6 protein-coding genes are annotated in these 22,915 nt (G+C 73.8%); 5 read left to right on the top strand and 1 reads right to left on the bottom strand.

Annotation, left to right across the window (positions count from 1 at the left end):
- Positions 1 to 36: 36 nt before the first annotated feature.
- Complete coding sequence (locus tag ABT061_RS45880; RefSeq protein WP_350930001.1) at positions 37 to 1,542, bottom strand: 4-hydroxyphenylacetate 3-hydroxylase family protein; 1,506 nt, start codon at positions 1,540 to 1,542, stop codon at positions 37 to 39.
- 487 nt (positions 1,543 to 2,029) lie between these two features.
- Here ABT061_RS45880 and sbnA point away from each other — a divergent pair, with 487 nt between their 5' ends.
- The 5 genes from sbnA to ABT061_RS45855 are packed head-to-tail and all read left to right on the top strand — an operon-like array spanning position 2,030 to position 22,915.
- Entirely contained in the window at positions 2,030 to 3,082 is a 1,053-nt protein-coding gene (gene sbnA / locus ABT061_RS45875; protein WP_350930000.1) for a 2,3-diaminopropionate biosynthesis protein SbnA, read from the top strand.
- Entirely contained in the window at positions 3,076 to 4,104 is a 1,029-nt protein-coding gene (gene sbnB / locus ABT061_RS45870; protein WP_350929999.1) for a 2,3-diaminopropionate biosynthesis protein SbnB, read from the top strand. The genes sbnA and sbnB overlap by 7 nt, the downstream gene beginning before the upstream one ends.
- Before the next feature lie 8 nt (positions 4,105 to 4,112).
- Positions 4,113 to 4,316 (top strand): MbtH family protein, encoded by a 204-nt coding sequence (locus tag ABT061_RS45865; RefSeq protein WP_326645853.1) that lies wholly within the window; start codon positions 4,113 to 4,115, stop codon positions 4,314 to 4,316.
- Between the two features lie 34 nt (positions 4,317 to 4,350).
- Positions 4,351 to 15,744, top strand: coding sequence for a non-ribosomal peptide synthetase (locus ABT061_RS45860; protein WP_350929998.1), 11,394 nt, complete (start codon positions 4,351 to 4,353; stop codon positions 15,742 to 15,744).
- The gene (locus tag ABT061_RS45855; RefSeq protein WP_350929997.1) at positions 15,734 to 22,915 is read left to right on the top strand and encodes a non-ribosomal peptide synthetase; all 7,182 of its coding nucleotides are present in this window, start codon (positions 15,734 to 15,736) and stop codon (positions 22,913 to 22,915) included. Before ABT061_RS45860 ends, ABT061_RS45855 begins: the two co-directional genes overlap by 11 nt.

Raw genomic sequence — 22,915 nt, 5'->3', positions numbered from 1 at the left:
TTCCTTCGGTGTGGGCGATGTCTCCGTGGGGTGGCGTCAACGCGCGTGGCCGGGCAGGCCCTCGGGGCCGATCAGGTCGGGACGGGTCCACCCGTCGAGGTCGTACTCGGCCATGCACTGCTCGGCGAAGCCCTTCAGCGCCTGGGCCTGCCCGCTCGCCGTGTAGGACTGCAGCGTCTGCACCCGGATGCCCTCGTGGTCGCCGGCGTAGGAGCGCTCGTAGAGTTCGTGGCGTCCGGCGAACTCGGTGCCGACGCAGTCCCAGAGCAGCTTGAGCAGCTTCACCCGGTCGATGGCCTGGATGCCCCGCGAGCCGCGCAGGTAGCGGTCCAGGTAGGGACGCACATCGGGGTTCTTCCAGTCGGCGGCGTGCGAGTTCAGGTAGATCAGGCCGCTGCCGAGGGTCTGCTGGAGGATCTCCTTGATGCGGGGATAGCCGACGCCCATGAACGTGCGGTATGCCATGGCGTAGTTGAGGTTCGGCTGCACGGCGCCGCCGTGCCACGAGGTCGGCGACTTGGCCATCGCGTCGGACAGCCCCCAGAACAGGTCGCGCCAGTTGAGGATCTCGCCGATCTGGGCCTGCACGCCGCGGAACGTCGAGACGCCGGTCGCCTCCACACCCTTCATCGCGCAGCCTGCGATGAAGTCCAGCTTGACGGCCAGCCGCGCGCAGCCGTGGAAGGTGAAGCGCTCCTGGACACCGGATCCGGCGGCGAAGGAGTTGGCCGCGCCGGCGTCGTACATGAAAACGTTCTCCCAGGGCACGTGCACCCGGTCGAACACCATGATGCTGTCGTTCTCGTCCATCCGGCTGGACAGCGGGTAGTCGAAGGGGCTGCCCTGCGCCGCCGCCGCCTGCTCGTAGGAGGTGCGGCAGATGAACTTCAGGCCGGGGGAGTTCGTCGGCACCGTGAAGACCAGGCCGAACTTCTTGTCCCTGAGCGGGAGGCCGAAGTGGGCGATGAAATTCGCGTTGGTGATCGCGGACCCGGTCGCGACGACCTTCGCGCCGGACACGATCAGGCCGGAGTCGGTCTCCTCCTCGACGTGGACGCACACGTCCGCGGTCCGGTCGGCCGGCCGGTCCCGGTCGACGGGAGGATGCGCGATCGCGTGGTTGAAGTAGAGCAGCCGCTCCTGCGCCTCCTTGTACCAGCGCAGCGCGTTGTCCTGGAACGGGCGGTAGAACTCCGCGTTGGCCTCCAGGGTGCCGAAGAAGCCGGCCTTGTAGTCCGGGGTGCGGCCCATCCAGCCGTAGACGAGCCGTTGCCAGGCGACGATCGCGTCCCGGGAGGCGACCAGATCGGCCGCGGAACGGGCCGTTTTGAAGTACGGATGGGTGAATCCGCCGTTTCCCGTGTCGGTCGGCACACGCAATACATCCGCGGCCTCCGGTTCGTGTAGCGCGTCGTACAGCCGGGCGATGGAACGCGCGCTGTTACGGAAGGCCGGGTGAGTGGTAACGTCCGGCACGCGCTCGCCCCCGATATATACCTCGCGGCCGTCGCGCAACGACTCCAGGTATTCCTCACCGGTCATCGGCCGAACATTATTCAGCGGGCCCGCCGGAGCGGGCAAAATGGTGGTCATCTCGGCTTTCTCCTTCGCGTGCGGGGGGTCGGAGCGGCCATGGCACGCTCCCCGGCGGTCCGCGTCGCCCAGCTGTCCCGCCGGCGGGACAGCTCCCAGCCATCGTCTAATAGCGACATTAATGCGCCGGGCGGCCCGTTCATTCGGTGAATACGGTGCGATAATTCGGCGGTGTCGAGACTTATCATGCACGGCTGGAGTTTTTGCGGCAATGACCATTTCTGGGGCCTGCGCTATTGACCCTGTCGAGGCGCCCTGGTTATGGTCGGGCCACGTTTTGGGGCCCGCTGATGTGGACAGCCATTCGAGGTGGCCCGGTAAATATGTTCGGCGGGTTCTGGCGGGTGCTGCCGGAAACCCATGAGAATGAAGCCATCCGGAAAGGTGCCAATGTCTCGCGGAGCATATCTTCTGAATTTCCTGACGGAGCGGAACGGTGAGCGCAGGATATGAGGCCATCGACTGTGCGCCCCCCGGCCGGACGACTCCGGCGGTGAACGCGCGGGTCGGTGACGGCGTCCTCTCCGCGGTCGGTGCGACCCCCCTGGTGCGGCTGACGCGCCTCTTCGGGGACTCCCAGGTCCGGTTCCACGCCAAGCTGGAGTCGTTGAACCCGGGCGGCAGCATGAAGGACCGGTCCGCCATGGGCATGGTGCTGGGTGCGATCGAGCGCGGCGAGCTCATCCCGAACCAGTCGACGGTCGTCGAGTCGAGCTCGGGCAACCTCGGCATCGGGCTCGCGCAGGTGTGCCGCTGGTTCGGCCTCCGGTTCATCTGCGTGGCGGATCCGAAGATGACCGCCCAGAACCTCGCGATCCTGGCCGCGTACGGGGCGGAGCTGGACATCGTGCGCGAGCCCGACAACGAGGTGGGCGACTTCCTGTCCGCCAGGATCCGGCGCGTCCGCGAACTCGTCCACGACATTCCCCACGCGTTCTGGCCCAACCAGTACGCCAACCCGCTCAACGCCCGCGCCCAGGAAACGATCATGCAGGAGGTCGTCCGGCAGCTCGACGGGAACGTCGACTACCTCTTCGTGGCCACCGGAACCTGCGGCACCATTCACGGGTGCGCCAGGTTCGTCGCGGACCACGGGCTGGGCACGCACATCGTCGCCGTCGACGCCGAGGGCAGCGCCATCTTCGGCGAGCCGTCCTGCCAGCGGCTCATCCCGGGGCACGGCGCGGCGATTCGCTCGGAGCTGTACTACGACGGCATCGCCCACTCCGTGGCCCGGATGACCGACCAGGACTGCGTGGTCGGCTGCCGGCGGCTGGTCGGTGTCGAGGCGATCCTGGGCGGTGGTTCCTCGGGCGCCGTGGTGAGCGCGGTCGCGCAGCGGCTCGCGGAGATCCCGGCCGGAGCCAACTGCGTCCTGCTGCTGCCCGACCGGGGCGAGCGGTACCTGGACACCATCTACTCCGACGTCTGGGTGGAAGAGAGGTTCGGCGACATCGCCCACCTCTGGAAGGAGCAAACGGCATGCTGATCCTCCGCAGGAGCGACGTGCTGGCGGTGCTGGACGACGCCGAGGACGCCGTCTGCCGGACCGTCAGGGACGCCTACCTGGCCCATTCGCGGCGGGAGACCTCGGTGCCGCACTCGGTCTTCCTGCGTTTCCCCGGCAACACACGCGACCGGATCATCGCGCTGCCCGCCTACGTCGGGGGCGAGCGCCCGGTCGCGGCGGTCAAGTGGGTGGCGTCGTTCCCCGGGAACCTGGCCCTCGGGCTGGAGCGGGCGTCGGCCGCGATCCTGCTCAACTCCGTCACGGACGGACGGCCGGTGGCGCTGCTGGAGGGAGCGGTCATCTCGGCCAGGCGTACCGCGGCCGGCGCGGCCGTGGCCGCGGCCACGCTCACCGCCGACGCTCCCGCCGACGTCCGGAGCGGGGTCACGCTGATCGGCTGCGGGGTCATCAACTTCGAGATCCTCCGCTTCCTGCGGTCACAGCTCCCCGAGCTGGCGACGGTCACGGTGTTCGACCTCGACCCCGAGCGCGCCCGGGAGTTCGCGTCCCGGGTGCCCGACCTGAAGGTCGAGATCGCCGGTGACGTCGAGGAGGCGCTGGCCGCGCACCGGATCGTCTCCCTCGCCACCACCGCCGGCGAGCCGCACCTGAGCACGGACTCCTGCCTGCCGGGCACCGTCGTGCTGCACGTGTCGCTGCGCGACCTGACCCCCGAGTCGATCCTGGCGGCCAGGAACGTGGTCGACGACACCGACCACGTCTGCCGCGAGGCGACCTCGCTCGACCTGGCCGCGCGGCTGGCCGGGAACCGGGGATTCGTCACCGCCGAGCTCGGCGACCTGCTGGCCCCGGGCACCGCGCTGCCCTATGACGCCGGAGCCGTGACGGTGTTCTCGCCTTTCGGGCTCGGCGCCCTCGACGCCGCCCTCGCCGCCCACGTCATGGACGAGGCCGCGGCGCGGGGGCTCGGGATCCACCTTCCCGACTTCTCCACGGGCCCGGAGGCGGGTCCGGGAGAAGCGGAACAACGCGACCGTTGAGGAGAGAGATGTCCGCGGACGAGAAGTACCTGGTCGTGGTCAACCACGAGGAGCAGTACTCGGTCTGGTTCGCCGACCGTGCGCTGCCCGCCGGTTGGCGGGCCGAGGGCGCCTCCGGGACCCGGCAGGAGTGCCTGGACCACATCGAGCGGGTCTGGACCGACATGCGCCCGCTCAGCCTGCGGCTGCGCATGGCCGACGAGGCTCGCTGACGATCCGCCGAGCCATCCCGAGGGGACGATGAGCATGCCTGACCAGACCGGTGTGGATCCCACCCCTTCGCGACGGCACGCGCCGCCAGAGGACCACGCTCCGAACAGCGGCAGGGAGGCCGCGGAGCCGTACCCCGCGCTTCCGGTGCACGAGCTGATCGCGGCACAGGCGGCCAGGACGCCGGACGCGGTGGCGGTCGAGTGCCGCGACCGGCGGCTCAGCTACGCGGAGCTCATGGCACTGGCCGGTGCCCTCGCCGGTCGCCTGCGGCGGCTCGGCGTGCGTTCCGGCGAACCGGTCGGCGTGGCCGTGCCGCGCGGCGTCGAACTCGTCGCGGCGCTGGTCGGCGTGCACCTGGCCGGGGCGGCCTACCTGCCGCTCGATCCCACCCATCCGGCCGACCGGCTTTCCTACGTGCTCGACGACGCCGGGGCGAGGGTACTGGTCACCTCCGGCGCCGACGCCGGCGCCGGAGGGGCGGCCGCGGCCACCGTGGTGCGGATCGACGACCTCGCGGAGCCGCGGTCCGAGCGGTCCCCGGAACCCGCGCCGCGGGCGGTGGTGCCGGACGACCCGGCCTATCTCATCTACACCTCGGGATCGACCGGACGGCCCAAGGGTGTGCTGGTCTCGCACCGGGCGCTCACCAACTTCCTGTGGTCCATGCGCGAGCGGCCGGGGCTGGCCCCCGGCACCGTCTTCCCGGCCGTGACCACGGTGTCGTTCGACATCGCGGCGCTGGAGTTGTTCCTGCCGCTCGTCGTCGGCGGGCGCGTGGTGGTCGCCGAGCCCGAGGACGCCCGCGACCCGGAGCGGCTCGCCGCCCTGCTGGCCCGCATCGGCGCGACCGTGATGCAGGCGACCCCGACGACCTGGCGGCTGCTGCTCGACGCCGGCTGGAGCCCGCCCGCCGGATTCACCGCGCTCTGCGGCGGCGAGCGGTTGCCCGCCGAGCTCGCGCGCCGCCTGTGCGCGGGCGGCGCACGGCTGTGGGACCTGTACGGGCCGACCGAGACGACCGTGTGGTCGTCGGTCGCGTTCCTGGCGGACGGTGAGGTGCGCGACTTCGCCCCGGTGGCCAACACGACGCTGCACGTCCTGGACGACGGACTGAACGCGGTGCCCACCGGGGTGAGCGGAGAGCTGTGCATCGGCGGCGACGGCGTCGCGGTCGGCTACCACCGCAGGCCGGCGCTGACCGCCGACAGGTTCGTCCCCGACCCCTACGGCATGGTGCCGGGCGGACGGTTGTACCGCACCGGCGATGTCGCCCGGCGGCACCCGGACGGCAGGATCGAGATCCTCGGCCGCACCGACGACCAGATCAAGATCCGCGGACACCGGATCGAGCCGGGCGAGGTCGAGGGCGTGCTGGCGGCGCACGAGGGGGTGCGGTTCGCGGTGGTCCAGGCGGTCGAGGCCGGTACCGGACCGCGCCTCGTCGCCCACGTCCAGCCGGCCGACCCGGCCGCGCCGCCCTCCGCGCGGGAACTGCACCTGCACTGCGCGCGGCTGCTCCCGCCGTACCTGATCCCGGCGGACTTCCTCAGGGTGGCGGAGTTCCCCACGACGCCCAACGGGAAGATCGACCGGGCGGCCCTGCGGGCGATGCCCGCCGACGCGGTCCCGGCGGGACGCGAGCCGGGGACGCCCGCGGAACGCGCGGTGGCGGCGGCGTTCGCGGAGGTGCTCGAGCGTCCGGTGGCCGACGCCGAGGCGGACTTCTTCGCCCTGGGCGGGCATTCGCTCTCGGCCAACCTCGTGGTCGGCCGCCTGCGCGCCGAGCGAGGGATCGAGCTGCCGGTCGCCGCGCTGTTCGAGGCCCGTACCGTCGAGCGCCTCGCCGCGCGGCTGGAGACCGCCGGCCGCGCCCTCCCGCCGGTGCCGGTCGCGCCGCGGACCGGTCCCGTGCCGCTCTCGTTCGCGCAGCGGCGGATGTGGTTCCTGCACCAGCTCGACCCGGAGGGCACCTCCTACCTGGAGCCCCTCGCGGTGAGGGTGCCGGGCACGCCGGACCCCGACCGGCTGCGCGCCGCGCTGACCGGGCTCTTCGAGCGTCACGAGATCCTGCGCACCCGCTACCCGGCCGAGGGCGACGGCGAGCCGGCGCAGGTCGTCGAGCCGGCCGGGCCGGTTCCGGTGCGGATCGAGGACGGCGACCCCCGGCAGGTGCTCGCCGAGGAGATGACCCGCCCCTTCGACCTGTCCGCGGCCCCGCCGGTCCGGGTCCGCGTGGTCCGCGGGCCCGGCGGTGAGCACACCGTGCTGTTCACGCTGCACCACATCGCGACCGACGACCGGTCGCATGAGGTGCTCGCCGGTGAGCTGGTCGCGGCGCTGGAGGGCAGGCCGCTGCCGCCGCTCCCGGTCCGGTACGCCGACTACGCGATCTGGCAGCGCGACCGTATGGCAGGGTCCGCCGCCGAGCTCGTCGAGCGGGAGCTGGGGTTCTGGCGGGAGCGGCTGGCCGGGATGGAGCCGACCGAGCTGCCGGCCGACCGGCCGCGCGCCGCGGTCCGCGACCCGAGGGCCGGTACGGTCAGGTTCGCCGTCCCGCCGGAGCTGGCGGCCCGCCTCGACGAGCTCGGCGGCGGCCACGGGGCGACGCCGTCCATCACGCTGCTGGCCGGCTTCCTCGCGATCCTGGCCCGCTACACCGGCCAGAGCGACCTGGCCGTCGGCGTGCCGGTCTCCGCGCGGAACCGGCCCGAGCTGGACGATCTCGTCGGCCTCTTCGTCAACACCATCGTGGTACGGGCGTCTCTCGCCGACCGGGCCGGCTTCACCGACCTGCTGGCGGAGGTCCGGGAGAGCGCCACGGCCGGGTACGCGCACGCCGAGGTGCCGTTCGAGCTGGTCGTCGAGGAGCTCGCGCCGCAGCGCGACCTGTCCCGCAACCCGCTGTTCTCGATCATGTTCGCGACGCACGAGGCGGCGGCCCGCCCGTCCGGCGTGGAGCTCCCCGACCTGCCGGGTGCCAAGTTCGATCTGGGCTGCCATCTGACGCGGCGGCCGGACGGCGGCCTGGACGGCCGGATCGAGTACGCGGCCGCGCTCTTCGACGCCTCGTCGATGGCGGGCTTCGCCGACCACTACGTGCGGCTGCTGCGGGCGGCCGTCGCGGCGCCGGACACACCCGTGCGACGGCTGCCGCTGCTCACCGGCGCGGAGGCCGCGGCGCCCGTCCTGGCGGGCGAGCCGGTGCCGGACGACTCCGGCACCGTGCCGGAGCTGATCGCGGCCCGCGCGGCCGTCACCGAGGGGATCGCCGTCACCGGCGGCGGAACCACCCTCACCTACCCAGAACTGGACCGCGAGGCCAACCGGCTGGCCGGCCGCCTCCGCGCGCTCGGCGCCCGCCGCGGCACGCTCGTCGCGGTCCGGCTGCCGAGAACCGCCGACCTCGTCGTCGCGCTCCTGGCCGTGCTCAAATCCGGGGCGGCCTACATCCCGCTCGACCCCGCCCATCCGGCCGAGCGCCTGGCACAGGCGCTGGCGGACTCCGCCGCGCCGCTGCTGATCGCGACCGCCGACGCCGCTCCGCTGCTCCCCGCGGGAGTCCGGCTGGTGGCGCTGGACGACCCGGCCGAGCGGGCCGGGATACGGGCCTGCCCGCCGACCGCGCCGGACGTCCGGCCGCACCCGGACGACCTGGCGTACGTGGTCTACACCTCGGGATCCACCGGTCGCCCCAAGGGGGCCATGGTCACCCACGGCGGCCTGGCCGGCTACACCCGCTGGGCCTGCGCGGAGCTGCGGCCGGGTGACGGCGTGGGATCGCCGCTGCACACCTCCATCGCCTACGACCTCGCCCTCACCTCGCTCTACCCGACGCTGGCCGCCGGAGCCCCGGTGCGGCTGGTGGACGAGGAGCCGGCCGGCGTCGAGCAGCTGGCGCGGGCGCTGGCCGACGGTCCCTACGGCGTCGTCAAGCTGACCCCGACCCACCTGGACCTGCTGGCCGGGACGCTCCCCGCCGACGTGCTGGCCGGCACGGCCAGGTGCCTGGTGATCGGCGGGGAGGAACTGCGCGGCGAGCAGCTCGCCGTGTGGTCCGCGCATGCCCCGGCGACCCGGATCGTCAACAGCTACGGCCCGAGCGAGACCGCCGTCGCCTGCTGCGTGCACATCGTGCCCGCGGGCGAGACGGTGCCGGGTCCGGTCCCGATCGGCCGGCCGATCCCCGGTGCCACCGTCTGCCTGCTCGACGACGCCATGCGCGCGGTGCCGCCCGGCGTGGCCGGCGAGATCTACGTCGGCGGGCGCGGTGTCGGCCAGGGCTACCTCGGCAGCCCGCGCCTCACCGCGGACCGCTTCGTACCGGATCCGCACGCGACCGAGCCCGGAGCGCGCCTCTACCGGACCGGCGACCTGGCCCGGCAGCGACCCGACGGCACCCTGGTCTTCCTGGGCCGCGCGGACCAGCAGATCAAGATTCGCGGTTTCCGCGTCGAGCCCGGCGAGATCGAGGGTGTCCTGGCCGAGCATCCGGCCGTCCGCGCCGCCGCGGTGGTCGCCGACCGGTCCGACCCGGGCAACCCGAGGCTGGCCGCCCACATCCTCCCGGCGGGCCCCGGCGCGCCGCTCTCCGAGCTGCGGACCTACCTGGCCGAGCGGCTCCCCGGTCACCTGGTGCCCACCCTGTGGGGGACCCTCGCCGAGCTGCCGCTGCTCGGCAACGGCAAGCTCGACCGCCGGGCGCTGCCCGGCCTGGCCCCGCTGGGCGGCGCGGAGACCTACACCGCGCCCGCCACCCCGGCGGAGCAGGCGATCGCCGAGGTGTGGGCCGAGGTGCTCGGAGCCGGCCGGGTCGGCCGGCACGACCGCTTCTTCGACCTCGGCGGGCAGTCACTGCTCGCCACCCGGGTGGTGGCCCGGCTGCGCGAGCGGTTCCCGGTGCCGGTCTCGGTGCGGGACGTGTTCGCCGCGCCGACCGTGGCCACCCTCGCGGACCTCGTCGCCGCCCGGGTGCGCGCCCAGATGGAGGAGATGTTCGGGGCGTCCGCCGGGGCGCGGCAGCCGGAGACGCCGCAGGCGACCGCCCTCTCCTCGCCCGTCACCCCCGCGGACAGGTCCCGCCCGCTGCCGCTCTCCTTCGCGCAGCGCGGCCTGTGGGTCCTGGACCAGTTGCGCCCGGGCGGGACGGAGTACCTCGTGGTGACCGCGCTGCGGCTGCGCGGAGAGCTCGACGTCGACGCGCTCGGGCGGGCACTGACCCGGGTGGCCGGGCGGCACGAGATCCTCCGCACCCGCTACGTCGCGGGCTCCGACGGCGAGCCCGCGCAGGTCGTCGACCCGCCGTCGCGGCTCCGCCCGGTCGCCGAGAACGCGGACCCGGCCGCGGTACTCGAAGAGGAACTGGCCACGCCGATCGACCTGGCCCGCGGCCCCGTCCTGCGAGTCCGGCTGGTGCGGGCCGGCCCCGGCGAGCACGACGAGCACGACGAGCACGTGCTGGTCCTGGTGACCCACCACATCGCCACCGACGGCTGGTCGAGCGGCATCCTCGCGACCGAGCTGGCGGACGCCTACCTGGGCCGGGACCTGCCGGAGCCGGCTCTGCAGTACGCCGACTTCGCCGCCTGGCAGCGCGAGCGGTTCGCCGGGCAGGCGCTGGACGGCGCACTGGCGCACTGGCGCGGCAGGCTCACCGGTCTGGAGCCGACCGAACTGCCCACCGACCGGCCCCGTCCCCCGATCGGCGACCACCGAGGGGCGGTCCTCCGCTTCGACGTGCCGCCCACGCTGGCCGGGGCGCTGGAGGAGGTCGGCAGGCGGGCCGGAGCCACCCCGTTCACGACCTACCTGGCGGGGTTCTACGCACTGCTCGCCCGCCACACCGGGCGGCGGGACCTGGCGGTCGGCGTGCCGATGTCCGGCCGCGACTCCGCCGAGGTCGAGGGGCTGATCGGCTTCTTCGTCAACACCGTCGTGATGCGCGCCGACCTCACCGGAGACCCGTCGTTCAGCACGCTGCTCGGCCGGGTCCAGGACGTCGTCGCCGAGGCGTACCAGCATGACGGGCTACCGTTCGAGCGGCTGGTGGAGGAACTGGCACCGAGCCGCGACCTGTCCAGGCACCCGCTGTTCCAGCTGCTCTTCGCGTTCCGTGAGGAGGGCGAGGAGCGGTTCCGGCTGCCGGGGCTGGACGTCTCGCCCGAGCCGGTGCCGTGGCGCACCGCCAAGTTCGACCTCACCATGGAGCTGACCCGGCGTGCCGACGGCGGCCTGACCGGCGAGATCGAGTACGCGACCGCGCTCTTCGACCGGGCCACCGCCGACCGGCTCGCCCGCCACTACCTGACCCTGCTGGAGTCGGCGGCGGCCCGGCCGGACGGCGCGCTCGGGGAGCTGGAACTGCTCGACGACGCGGAGCGGCACGCGCTCACCGCCGGCGCCGGCGGCCCCGTCCGGAGCAGGCCCGACCTCGGCCTGCCCGAGCTGGTCGCCCGCCAGGCGGCCCTGGCCCCCGGCCGGGGCGCGGTGGAGTGTGACGGAGCCGCGCTCACCTACGGTGACCTGGACGCCGCCGCCAACCGGCTCGCCCACCACCTGCGGGCCGCCGGCATCCGCCGTGACGACGTCGTGGGCGTCTGCCTGCCCCGGCGACCGGAGCTGGTCGTGGCGCTGCTCGGCGTGCTGCGCGCCGGAGCGGCCTACCTCCCGCTCGACCCCGCCCACCCGGCCGACCGGCTGGCCTGGATGCTCCAGGACTCCCGGGCGCGGCTGGTCGTCGTCGACGCCGAGCCGTCTCCGGCGAGCGGCCACGGCACGCCGGTGCTGAGCCTGGCCGCCGAGCGGGCCGGTATCGACGCCCGCCCCGGCGAGTCCGCGCCGGTCGGCACCGACCTGGACGGGTTGGCGTACGTCATGTACACCTCCGGCTCCACCGGCCGGCCCAAGGGCGTGGCCGTGCCGCACCGCGGCATCCGCAACCGGGTGCTGTGGACGGTCCACGAGCACGGGCTCGGCGCCTCGGACCGGCTCCTGCAGAAGACGTCGGTCACGTTCGACGCCTCCGTCTGGGAGTTCCTCGGGCCGCTGGTGTCCGGTGGCACCGTGGTGCTCCCGCCGGACGGGACCGAGCGCGACCCGGCGAGCATGGTCGAGGCGCTGGTCCGGGACCGGATCACCGTGCTCCAGGGCGTCCCCTCCTTCCTGCGGACGCTCGCCGACGAGCCGGGCCTGGAACGCTGCGGCACGCTCCGCCTGCTCTTCTCGGCCGGCGAGCCGCTGCCCGGCGAGCTCGCCGCCCGCCTGTCCACCCGGCTGGGGACGGCGCTGGTCAACACCTACGGCCCGACCGAATGCTCGATCGACGTGACCGCGTGGCAGTACGAGCCGGGTGACGGACCCGGCATCGTGCCGATCGGCAGGCCGCTGGACAACACCCGCACGGTCGTCTACACGCCGGACGGCAGGCTCGCCCCGATCGGCACGCCGGGCGAGCTGCACGCCGCGGGGGACGGCCTGGCCCGCGGCTACCTCGGCAGGCCGGGACTGACCGCCGACCGGTTCGTACCCGACCCGTACGGACCGCCGGGTGCCCGCGCCTACCGCACCGGCGACGTGGTGCGCCGCAGGACCGACGGCGCGCTGGAGTTCCTCGGCCGGGCCGACCGCCAGGTCAAGATCCGCGGAGTCCGGATCGAGCTGGACGAGGTCGAGGCCGTGCTGTCCCGGCACCCCGCGCTCGCCGCGGCCGTGGTCGAGGCCAGGCGGGGACCCGACGGCCTGCCCCGGCTGGTCGGCTACCTGGTGGCGCGGGGAGACGCGCCGGAGCAGCGGGAGATCCGCGAGTTCCTGCTCGCGCGGCTGCCCGAGCCGTACCTGCCCTCGGTGCTCCTCACCGTGGACCGCCTGCCGCGGACCTCCAGCGGCAAGATCGACCGGGCCGCGCTGCCCGACCCGGACGGCGTCCGGCGGGCCGGCCGGGCCGTCCCCGCAGCGCCGCGCACCCCGGCCGAGAAGATCGTGACGGATGTGATGGCCGAGGTGCTCGGGCTCGACGTGGTCGGGACGGGCGACGACTTCTTCGACCTGGGCGGCCACTCCCTGCTGGCGATCCGGATCGCGGCCCGGCTGCGGGCCGCGTTCGGCGTCGCACTGCCGGTCCGCGCCGTGTTCGAGGACCGCACCGCCGCCGCGCTGGCGGCCAGGGTCGACGGGCTCGGCGTCCAGGCCACCGGCGAGATCGTCCCGCTGGACGCGGAACGGCGGGCCGGACCGGTCCCGCTCTCCTTCGCCCAGCAGCGACTGTGGTTCCTCGATCTCCTCGACCAGGGCGGCCAGTATCACGTGACCTGGGCGTTCCGGCTGTCCGGGCAGCTGGACGCCGAGGCCCTGGCCGGCGCGCTGACCGGACTGTTCGCCCGGCACGGCGCCCTGCGCACCCGTTACGTGACCGGGCAGGACGGCGGCGCGGTCCAGATCGTGGACCCGGCCGCCCCCGTTCCGCTGCCGGTCATCGACCTGTCCGGAGCGGACTCCGAACGGGTGACCACGCTCGCCCGCTCGCTCGCCGAGCGACCCTTCGACCTGGCCGGGCAGCCGCCCGCGCTGCCCTACCTGATCAGGCTCGGCGCCCGGAAGCATGTGTTCCTGCTGGTCATGCACCACATCGTCGCCGACGCCTGGTCCGAGCAGATCATGGCGCGAGAGCTCTCCGAGCTCTACGAGGCCCGGGTGCAGGGCCGGCCGGCGGCGCTCGGGCCACCCCCGCTGCAGTACGCCGACTACGCGTCCTGGCAGCGCTCCCAGCTGACCGGCGACGTGCTGGACCGTGAGCTGGACCACTGGCGCGATCGGCTGGCCGGACTGCAGCCGCTGGAACTGCCCGCCGACCGGCCCCGGCCGCCGGTCCGCCAGGGCCGCGGCGCGACCGTCACCTGCGACATCCCCGCCGAGGTCGCGCAGCCGCTGCTGGCGCTCGGCCGGCGGCAGGGCGCGACCGCGTTCATGACCTTCCTGAGCGTGTTCGCCGCGCTGCTCGGCCGCCACACCGGTGCCACCGACGTGGCGATCGGCACGGTCGTCGCCGGTCGTGGCCAGGCGGAACTGGACGACGTCGTCGGGTTCTTCGTCAACACCGTCGTGGTGCGGGTGGACCTGGCCGGCGATCCGACGGTGACGACCCTGATCGGCCGGGTCAGGGAGAGCGCGCTGGACGCCTTCAGCCACGACGAGCTGCCCTTCGACCGGCTGGTGGAGGGGCTGGCCCCGCAGCGGGACCTGTCCCGCTCCCCGCTGTGCGACGTCACGTTCGGGCTGCGCGAGCAGGCGCCCGAGCCGCCGCGCCTGACGGGGCTCGACGTGCGGCCGGTCGCCGTCGAGCGGACGACGGCCAAGTTCGATCTCACCTTCGGTCTCACCGCCGGCACCGACGGCGGCTACCTGGCCGAGCTGGAGTACGCGACGGACCTGTTCACCGAGGCGACGATCCGCCGTCTCGCCGGACATTTCCGGACCCTGGTGGAGTCGGCGGCGACGGCACCGGACCGGCCCGTCAGCCGCCTCGACATGCTGGACCCCGCCGAGCGCGGACGGCTGCTGCGGGACTGGAACCCGCGGGCCACGCCGATCACGCACGAATCCCTGCACGAGGCGTTCGCCGCCCAGGCCGCCCGCACCCCGGACGCGCCCGCGGTCGAGTACGCCGGCGAGCGCCTGACCTACGCCGAGCTGGACGACCGGGCCGCCACGCTGGCCAGGCGGCTGCACGCCGCGGGGGTGCGCCCCGAGGACCCGGTGGCCGTCTACCTGGACCGGTCACCGGCGGCGGTGACCGCGCTGCTGGCCGTGCTGCGGGCGGGCGGGGTGTACGTGCCGCTGGACACCGCGCAACCCACCGAACGCCTGGCGGCGATGCTCGGCGACCTGCGGCCCGCGGTGGTGCTCACCGACCGCGGGCTGAGCTCCCTCCCCGGCTCGGCCCCGGTCCTCACCGTCGGAGAGACGGTCGGCGAGGCGGAGGACGCGCCACCCGGTGACCTCCCGCTCATCGACCTCCCACCCGGGGACCCCGGGCGCGCCGCGTACATGATCTACACCTCGGGCTCGACCGGCCGGCCGAAGGCGGTCGTCGTCCCGCACGGCGCGTACACCCACCACTGCCGCGTCCACGCGGACGCGCACGACATCCGCCCCGGGGACAGGGTGCTGCTGCACGCGCCGCTCATCTTCGACCCGGCCATGGCGCAGATGGGCGCCACCCTGCTGGCGGGCGCCACCGTGGTGATCGGCGACACCGGCGTCGTCGCCCCCGCCGACCTGCCGGACCTGCTGGCCGAGACCGGGGTGACCCACGTCGCGCTCGCGGCCACCTACTACCGCGACGTGATGACCGGCATCCGGCCCGGCGACCCGAGGCCGGCCGCGCTGCGCGTGCTGGCCGTCGGCGGCGAGGCGGTCGGCTACCAGGACGCCCGGCTCTGGCTGGCCACCGGCCTGCCCGCCAGGTTCCTCTGCGTGTACGGCCCGACCGAGGCCACCATCGGCAGCCTGTGCCACCCGGTGACCCCGGCCGAGGTGGCCGCCGCCGCCCCGGACGCGGGCCTGCCGATCGGCCGCCCGCTGCCGGGCACCCGAGCCTACGTGGTGGACGCGGCGTTCAACCCGGTGCCCGTCGGCGTGGTCGGTGAGCTCTGCCTGGGCGGCCCGCGGGTCAGCCGGGGGTACCTGCGGCAGCCGGGGCTGACCGCCGATCGTTTCGTCCCCGACCCGTTCGGCGAGGAGCCCGGGGAACGGTTGTACCGGACGGGGGACCAGGTCAGGTACCGTCCCGACGGGGTGATCGAGTTCATCGGCCGGATCGACGCCCAGGTGAAGCTGCGCGGGTTCCGGATCGAGCTCGGCGAGATCGAGACCGCGCTGGCCGCGCACCCCGGCGTCCAGGCCGCCGCCGCGGCGGTTCAGGAACTCGCGCCGGGCGACCGCCGACTGGTGGGGTACGTCGTGCCGGCGTCCGGGTCCGGGGGCGCGCCGTCGTCGCCGGAGCTCCGGGCCCACCTGCGCGACCGGGTGCCGGAGTACATGGTGCCCGCGCTGTTCGTGACGCTGGACGGGCTACCCGCGACCGCGGGCCAGAAGGTGGACCGCCGCGCGCTGCCGGTGCCCGACCCGGGCACCGCTCTCGCGCCGGAGGAGGCGGTCCCGCCGGGCACCGAGGTGGAGGAGGCCATCGCCGCCGCCTGGGCCGACGTGCTCGGCCTGCCCGCCGTCGGCGTGGAACACGACTTCTTCGAACTCGGCGGCCACTCGCTGCTCGCCACCCGCCTGATGGCCCTGCTGCAGGACCTGTTCGGACTGGAGATCCCGCTACGCGTCCTGTTCGAGGCCACCACCGTCCGCGCGCAGGCCACCGCGCTGGAAAGACTGGCCGAGGCCGCCGCCCCCACATCGTACGAGGGAAGAGACGATGAGCACTGACGTGACCAAGCCGGAGACGAGCGCGGGCGCCGGGCTGCTGAGGGATCGCCTGCGTTCCCGGCGTGCGGCGGGGCGGGAGGGCGCCATCCCGCCCCTGCCTCCCGGCGTTTCGCCGCCGCTCTCCTTCGCGCAGCGGCAGCTCTGGGTGCTGGACCGGCTCCGCCCGGGCGGCACCGACTACCTGGTGCCGCTGGTGATCCGGCTACGCGGTGACCTCTCCGGCGTCGATCTGGGCGCGGCCCTCGACGAGCTGGTACGTCGTCACGAGATCCTGCGCACCCGCTACACCACCGAAGGGCCCGACGCCGAACCGATCCAGACGATCGACCCGCCGGGCCCGGTGGAGCTGGCCTTCGACGACCTGACCCCGGCCGAGTTCGACGCCCTCCTGGAAGCCGAGACCGGCACGCCGTTCGACCTCGCCACGGGTCCGATGCTGCGCGCCAGGCTGGTACGGCTGGCACCCGAGGAGCACGTACTGGTCCTCATGCTGCACCACATCGCCGTCGACGGCTGGTCGGGCGGCCTGCTGGTACGCGAGCTGGCCGCGCTGGCCACCGGCGAGGAACTGCCCGCGCCCAGGTTGCGGTACGCCGACTTCGCGGCCTGGCAGCGCGACCAGCTCTCCGGTGAACGGCTGGAACGCGACCTCGACCACTGGTCGGAGACCCTCCGTGACCTGCCGGCGCTGGAACTGCCGACGGACCGGCCGCGCCCGGCGGTGTGGGACCCGGCGGGGGAGACCGTCCGGTTCGACATCCCGGCCGAGATCGGGCACCAGGTCCGGATCCTGGCCAGGGAGCACCAGGCCACCCCCTTCATGGTCTACCTGGCGGCGTTCTGGTCGCTGCTGCACCGGTACACCGGCCAGGCCGACTTCGCCGTCGGCAGCCCGGTGGCCGGCCGGACCCGCGCGCAGACGCACGACCTGATCGGCGTGTTCGTCAACCTGCTCGTGCTGCGCGCCGACCTGTCCGGCGACCCGACGTTCGCCGAGCTGCTCGATCGCGCCCGCGGTACGGCCCTTGAGGCCTTCGCCCGCCAGGACGTCCCGTTCGAGCGCGTCGTCAACGCGCTGGCGGCCGGCCGGGACCTGTCCACCCACCCGCTGGTCAGCGTCAACCTGACCCTGCAGAACAACGAACCGCTGAGCTTCACGGCCGGAGCGGTCTCCGGCGAGCTGGTCCCGGTCCTGGCGCGACAGGCCAAGTTCGACCTGAGCTGGACGCTGGAGGAGAGGCCGGACGGTTCGGTCGCGGGCGAGGCCACCATCGCACGCGCGCTGCTCGACCCGGACACGGCGCGGCGGATGGCCGAGCACTACGTCCGCCTGCTTGGCGCGGCCGTCGCCGACCCCGGGACGCGGGTGAGCGAACTGCCGCTGCTGGGCGCCGCGGAGCTCGATCGGCTGGTCCGCGGGCCGGTCGTCTCGCCGAGCGCCGAGACGACCGGCGAGCCCTGCCTGCACGAGCGCTTCGCCGCCCGGGTGCGGGAGCGGCCCGGCGCGATCGCGGTGACCTTCGACGGACGGCACCTGACCTACGCCGATCTGGAGGCCAGGGCCAACCGGCTGGCGCACCGGCTGGCGGAACTCGGCGTGGGCCGCGAGGACCTCGTGGGGATCTGCCTGCCGCGTGGCGTCGACATGCTGGTCACCGTCCTCGCGGTGCTCAAGGCCGGGGCGGCCTACCTGCCGCTCGATCCGGATCATCCGGCCGAGCGGATCGACTTCCTGGTCCGTGACGCCGCCGCCCGTGTCGTGGTCACCGAGACCGCGCTGGCGGAACGGGTGTCCGGACACTGTCTGTGTCTGGACGACGCCGATGAGATCGACCGCATCGCGGCGCTGCCCGCCGAGGCGCCCGCGCTCCGGACGCACCCCGGCGATCTCGCCTACGTCATCTACACCTCCGGGTCCGCGGGCCGCCCCAAGGGTGTCCAGGTGACCCATGCCAACGCGGTCCGCCTGTTCACCGTGACCGAGGACGACTACGGCTTCGGCCCGGACGACGTCTGGGCGCTGTTCCACTCCTACGCCTTCGACTTCTCGGTCTGGGAGATGTGGGGCGCCTTCCTGTACGGCGGCCGCCTCGTCGTCGTCCCCTACGAGGTGTCGCGCTCGCCCTGGGACCTGGCCGTGCTCCTCGCCGACGAGGGCGTGACCGTGCTCAACCAGACACCGTCGGCGTTCCGCTCGCTGGTCGATCTGGCCAGGCGCGGTGAGGTCGCCCTCGACCGGCTCCGGCTCCGCCTGGTGGTCTTCGGCGGGGAGGCGCTCGACGTCGGCATGCTCGAACCCTGGTGGAACAGGTACGGCGCCGAGCGGCCGAGGCTCGTCAACATGTACGGCATCACCGAGACGACCGTGCACGTCACCTACCGGCCCCTCGGCCCGGCCGATCTGGCGGGGGACCGCAGCCCGATCGGGCGGCCCCTCGGCGATCTCACCCTGCACGTGCTCGACGGGCGGATGCGTCCGGTGCCGGTCGGCGTGCCGGGCGAGCTCTACGTGGGCGGCGCCGGCGTCGCCCGCGGCTACCTCGGCCATCCCGCGCTCACCGCGGACCGTTTCGTGCCCGATCCCTTCGGGCCGCCGGGCTCTCGGCTCTACCGCTCGGGAGACCGGGCGAGGTGGCGGCCGGACGGCGACATCGGCTTTCTCGGCCGCCTCGACGACCAGGTGAAGATCCGCGGGTTCCGGATCGAGCTCGGCGAGGTCGAGGCGTGCCTGTCCGGCCATCCGGACCTGGACGACGCCGTCGTCACCGTGGACGAGAGCGTGCCCGGCGAACGGAGGCTCATCGGCTACGCCGTGCCCAGGGACAGCGCGCGGATCGGCGCGGCGGAGCTGCGCGCGTACACGGTCGAGCGGCTGCCCGGCCACATGGTCCCGGCCGCCTTCGTGATCGTCCCGAAGCTGCCGCTGACCGCCAACGGCAAGGTCGACCTGCGGGCGCTGCCCGCTCCCGACGGCTCGCGGCAGGAGCAGGGCAACGGCTACGTCCCGCCGCGGACCGAGGCGGAGACGGCGATGGCCAGGATCTGGGCCGAGGTGCTCGGCATCGAGCGGGTCGGCGTGGGTGACAACTTCTTCGAGCTCGGCGGCGACTCGATCCGCGCGGTCCGCCTCGTCGGGGCGCTGCGCGCCGGCGGCCTCGACTACTCCGTGCAGAGCCTGTTCCGGCATCAGAGCATCGCCGACCTGATCCTGGCGGGCGACGGCGACGCCACCCACGTCGAGCGGGCCGGCACGCCGCCGTTCGCGCTGATCGGCGCGGAGGACCGGGCGAAGGTGCCGGCCGGAGTGGCGGACGCCTATCCGATGGCGCGGGTCCAGGCCGGCATGGTCTACGAGCTGCTGGCCGACCCGGACGGCAACCCGTATCACAACATCACCAGCTACCTGATCCGCGATCCCGGCGTCTTCGACGTCGCGGCGTTCGCCGCCGCGACCGAGGAGGTCGTGGCCCGGCACGACATCCTGCGCACCTCGTTCGACCTGGCGACCTTCTCCGAGCCGCTGCAGCTCGTGCACGAGCGGGTGGAGGTCGAGGTCGGGTACGCGGACCTGCGCGGGGAGTCGCCGGACGAGCGGGAGGCGAGCATGACGGCGTTCCGGGCGGCGGAGCGCGCACGGCTCTTCGACCTCGCTGCGGCGCCGCTGCTGCGCGTCCACGCGCACCAGGCCGGTGACGACCGGTGGTACTTCTCGCTCACCGAGTGCCACGCGATCCTGGACGGCTGGAGCCACAACTCGATCATCACGGAGGTGCTCGACCTCTACCGGGCGATCCGCGACGGCCGGCCCGCGCCCGCCGGGGAGTCGAGTGCCGTCAGGTACGCCGACTTCATCGCGCAGGAGCGGCGCAGCCTGACCGGCCAGGCCGACCGGGCGTTCTGGAGGGACCGGCTGGGCGGCGCGAACCGGCTGACCATCCCCGCCGCCTGGGCCGACCCGGACGGTCCGGGGGCGTACTCGACGGTCGTGCCGTTCCACGACATCGAGGCCGCGCTGCGGGGGGTGGCCACGTCGGCGGGGACGTCGCTGAAGAGCGTGCTGCTCGCCGCGCACGTCGCGGTGTGGCGGGCGGTCGCCGGCCCGGGGCCGTTCTACTGCGGCCTGGTGTGCAACGGCCGTACCGAGGTCGAGGGCGGGGACCGGGTCCGCGGCATGTTCCTCAACCCGGTGCCCTTCGTCGCGCCGACCGGGGCGGCCACCTGGCGCGAGCTGGTCGAGGCGGTGTTCGCCGAGGAGGTCGAACTGTGGCCGCACCGTCGCTTCCCGCTGCCCGAGATGCAGCGCGAGTTCGGCGACGGGCAGCGGGTGCTCGACGTGGCTTTCAACTACCTCGACTTCCACGTACTGGACCGGGAGACGGTCGACACCTCCGGCAGCACGGACGTCAGCCCGAACGAGTTCCCGCTGGCGGTCATGAGGGGCGCCCAGGGGCTGGTGATCGCCACCAAGTCGTCGTGGGTCGGGCGCCCGTACGCCGAGCTGCTCGCCCGGATGTACCGGCGGGCGCTGACCCTGATGATCGCCGACCTCGACGGCGACGCCGGTGTGTCACTGCTCCCGGCGCGCGAGCGGGAACGGCTGCTGACCGGCGGGGTGGACCGGACCCGGGCGCCCCGGCCGCGCCGGGGTGTCCACGAGCTCTTCGCCGAGCAGGCCGAGCGGATCCCCGACGCGGTGGCGGTCGAGGCGGCGGGGGCCACGCTGACCTATCGGGAACTGCGCGACCGCGCCTGGCGCTGGGCGGCCGGCCTGCGGGAGGCGGGCGTGCGCGCCGGGGATCTGGTCGGGGTGTGCCTGCCCAGGGAACCCGACCTGGTGGCGGCCGTGCTCGGCGTCCTCGCCGTGGGCGCGGCGTACGTGCCCATCGACCCCGGGCACCCGGCCGACCGGATCGCCGCGCTGGTGCACGACGCCGGGCCGCGGGTCGTGGTGAGCGGCACCGAGATCGCCGGGGCCGTCGTGGTCACTCCCGGCCGGATCGACCACGCCGAGCCGGTCGCCGAACCGCACCGGCCCGATCCGGAGGAGCTGGTCTACGTCGTGTACACCTCCGGGTCGACCGGCCGCCCCAAGGGGGTGATGGTCCGGCACGGCGCGCTTGCCGACCGGGTCTGGTCGATGTGGCGGAACCTCGGCCTGGCCGTCCACGACGTGGCGGCCGCGGTCGTGCCGATGGTGACCGACGTGTGCCAGCTCGCCGTCTTCACCACCCTCGCAGGCGGCGGCCACCTGGTCCTGGCCGGTGAGGACCTCGGCCGGGACCCGGTATCCCTCGCCGGGCTGCTGCGCGGCAGCGGCGCCAGGTTCCTGCAGGCCTCGCCCACCACCTGGCGGATGCTGACCGAGTCGGGCTGGTCCCCGCCCGCCGGATTCCGGCTGCTGTCCGGGGGCGAGGCGATGAGCGCCGACCTGATGACCCGGCTGCGCGCCACCGACGCCCAGGTCTGGGACATGTACGGCCCGAGCGAGGCGACCGTCTTCGCCTTCGGCACCCGGATGACCGATGACGGGCCCGTCTGGGTGCCGGCCGCCGACACCACCGTGTACCTGCTCGACCGGGACCTGGAACCGGTGCTCGACGGGGTGGCCGGAGAGATCTTCGTCGGTGGCGACGGGCTGGCCCGGGGTTATCTCGGCAGGCCCGCCACCACCGCGGACGTGTTCCTGCCCGACCCGTTCGCCGAGCCGGGCGGCAGGATGTACGCCACCGGCGACATCGGCAGGCGCGACCGCGGCGGCCGGATCGAGATCCTCGGCCGGCGCGACCATCAGCTCAAGATCCGCGGGTTCCGGGTCGAGCTCGGCGAGGTGGAGAACATCCTCGCCGACCATCCGGACGTCCGGGCCGTGGTGGTGCACCCGGTTCCCGGGCCGCAGGGTGAGCAGCGGCTCGCCGCCTACCTGATCCTTCGTGACGGCGCCGCAGTCGAGGAGGTGCGCCGCCACGCCGACCGGGTGCTGCCCGGGTACATGGTGCCGACCCACTTCGTGGTCCTGGAGTCCTTCCCCCGCCTGGCCAACGGCAAGGTCGACCGGGCCGCGCTGCCCGTGCCCGGTTCCGACCGGCCGAGGGTGACCACGCGGTACGAGCCGCCGGACGGTCCGGTCGAGACGGCGATCGCCGAGGTGTGGGCCGACGCGCTGGGCATCGAGCGGGTGGGCCGCGACGACGACTACTTCAAGCTGGGCGGCCACTCGCTCCTCATGCTCCGGATCGTCGCCCGGCTGGCCAGGGAGCACCGCGTCGAGGTGACCTTCCGCGACTTCCTGGAACACCGCACGGTACGCGGCCTGGCGGCCGCCGCCGCGACGGAGCGGGCCAGGCCGTCGGTGCTGCTCTGGCTCAACGACCAGGACGAGGGCACGCCGCTGTTCTGCGTCCACCCCGGCGGCGGGAGCGCCCACTGGTACCGGCATCTCGCCGACGTGTACGCGCCGGAACGACCCCTGGCGGCCTTCGAGTGGCCCGGACTGCACGGCGACCACGGTCACGCCACGAGCGTGCCGGAGATCGCGGCCACCTACCTGGCGGAACTACGGGAGGCACGGCCGAAGGGCCCGTACCACATCCTCGGCTGGTGCGCCTCCAGCGGTATCGCCTGGGAGATGGCCCGTCAGCTCCACGAGATCGGTGAACGGCCCCGGCTGATCCTGATCGACCCGTTCGAGTACGCCTCGGCCGGGGTCAACCCGCTGCTGGCCAACCTGGAGGTGCTGCGCCGGGCCGAGGGGCTGCTCGCGGACCTGCAGGACGGGCCGGGCGGCGAGGAGGCGCGCGCCGAGATCATGGCCGTGCTGCGCGAGGTGATCGACGACGGCGACCTACTGGTCGACGGTGCGGACCTCGACCTCGGCGAGGGCTGGACGCACTGGCTGCGCTCCTGGCGGGAGATGCTGGAGGCCCGCTCCCGCTACCGTTTCGCCGCCTACCCGGGCACGGTCGACCTGATCGTTTGCGAGGAACTCGCCGCGGGCGGCTACCAGACCATTCTCGGCCGGTCGTTCGACGACTACCTGGACCAGTGGCGGCGGCAGGCCGCGGGGGTACGTGTCCGCCGCGTCCCCGGCGACCACCGGACGGCGCTCTTCCCACCGCAGGTGTCCATTCTGGCGGCCGCGCTGACCGCGGTCATCGACAACCCCGAGGAGTGA

Origin of the sequence: Streptosporangium sp. NPDC002544, from assembly GCF_040295965.1 — a bacterium.
GTDB lineage: Bacteria > Actinomycetota > Actinomycetes > Streptosporangiales > Streptosporangiaceae > Streptosporangium.
Note: the sequence above shows the minus strand (reverse complement) of the source record. Positions and strands in the feature narration are given on the sequence as shown.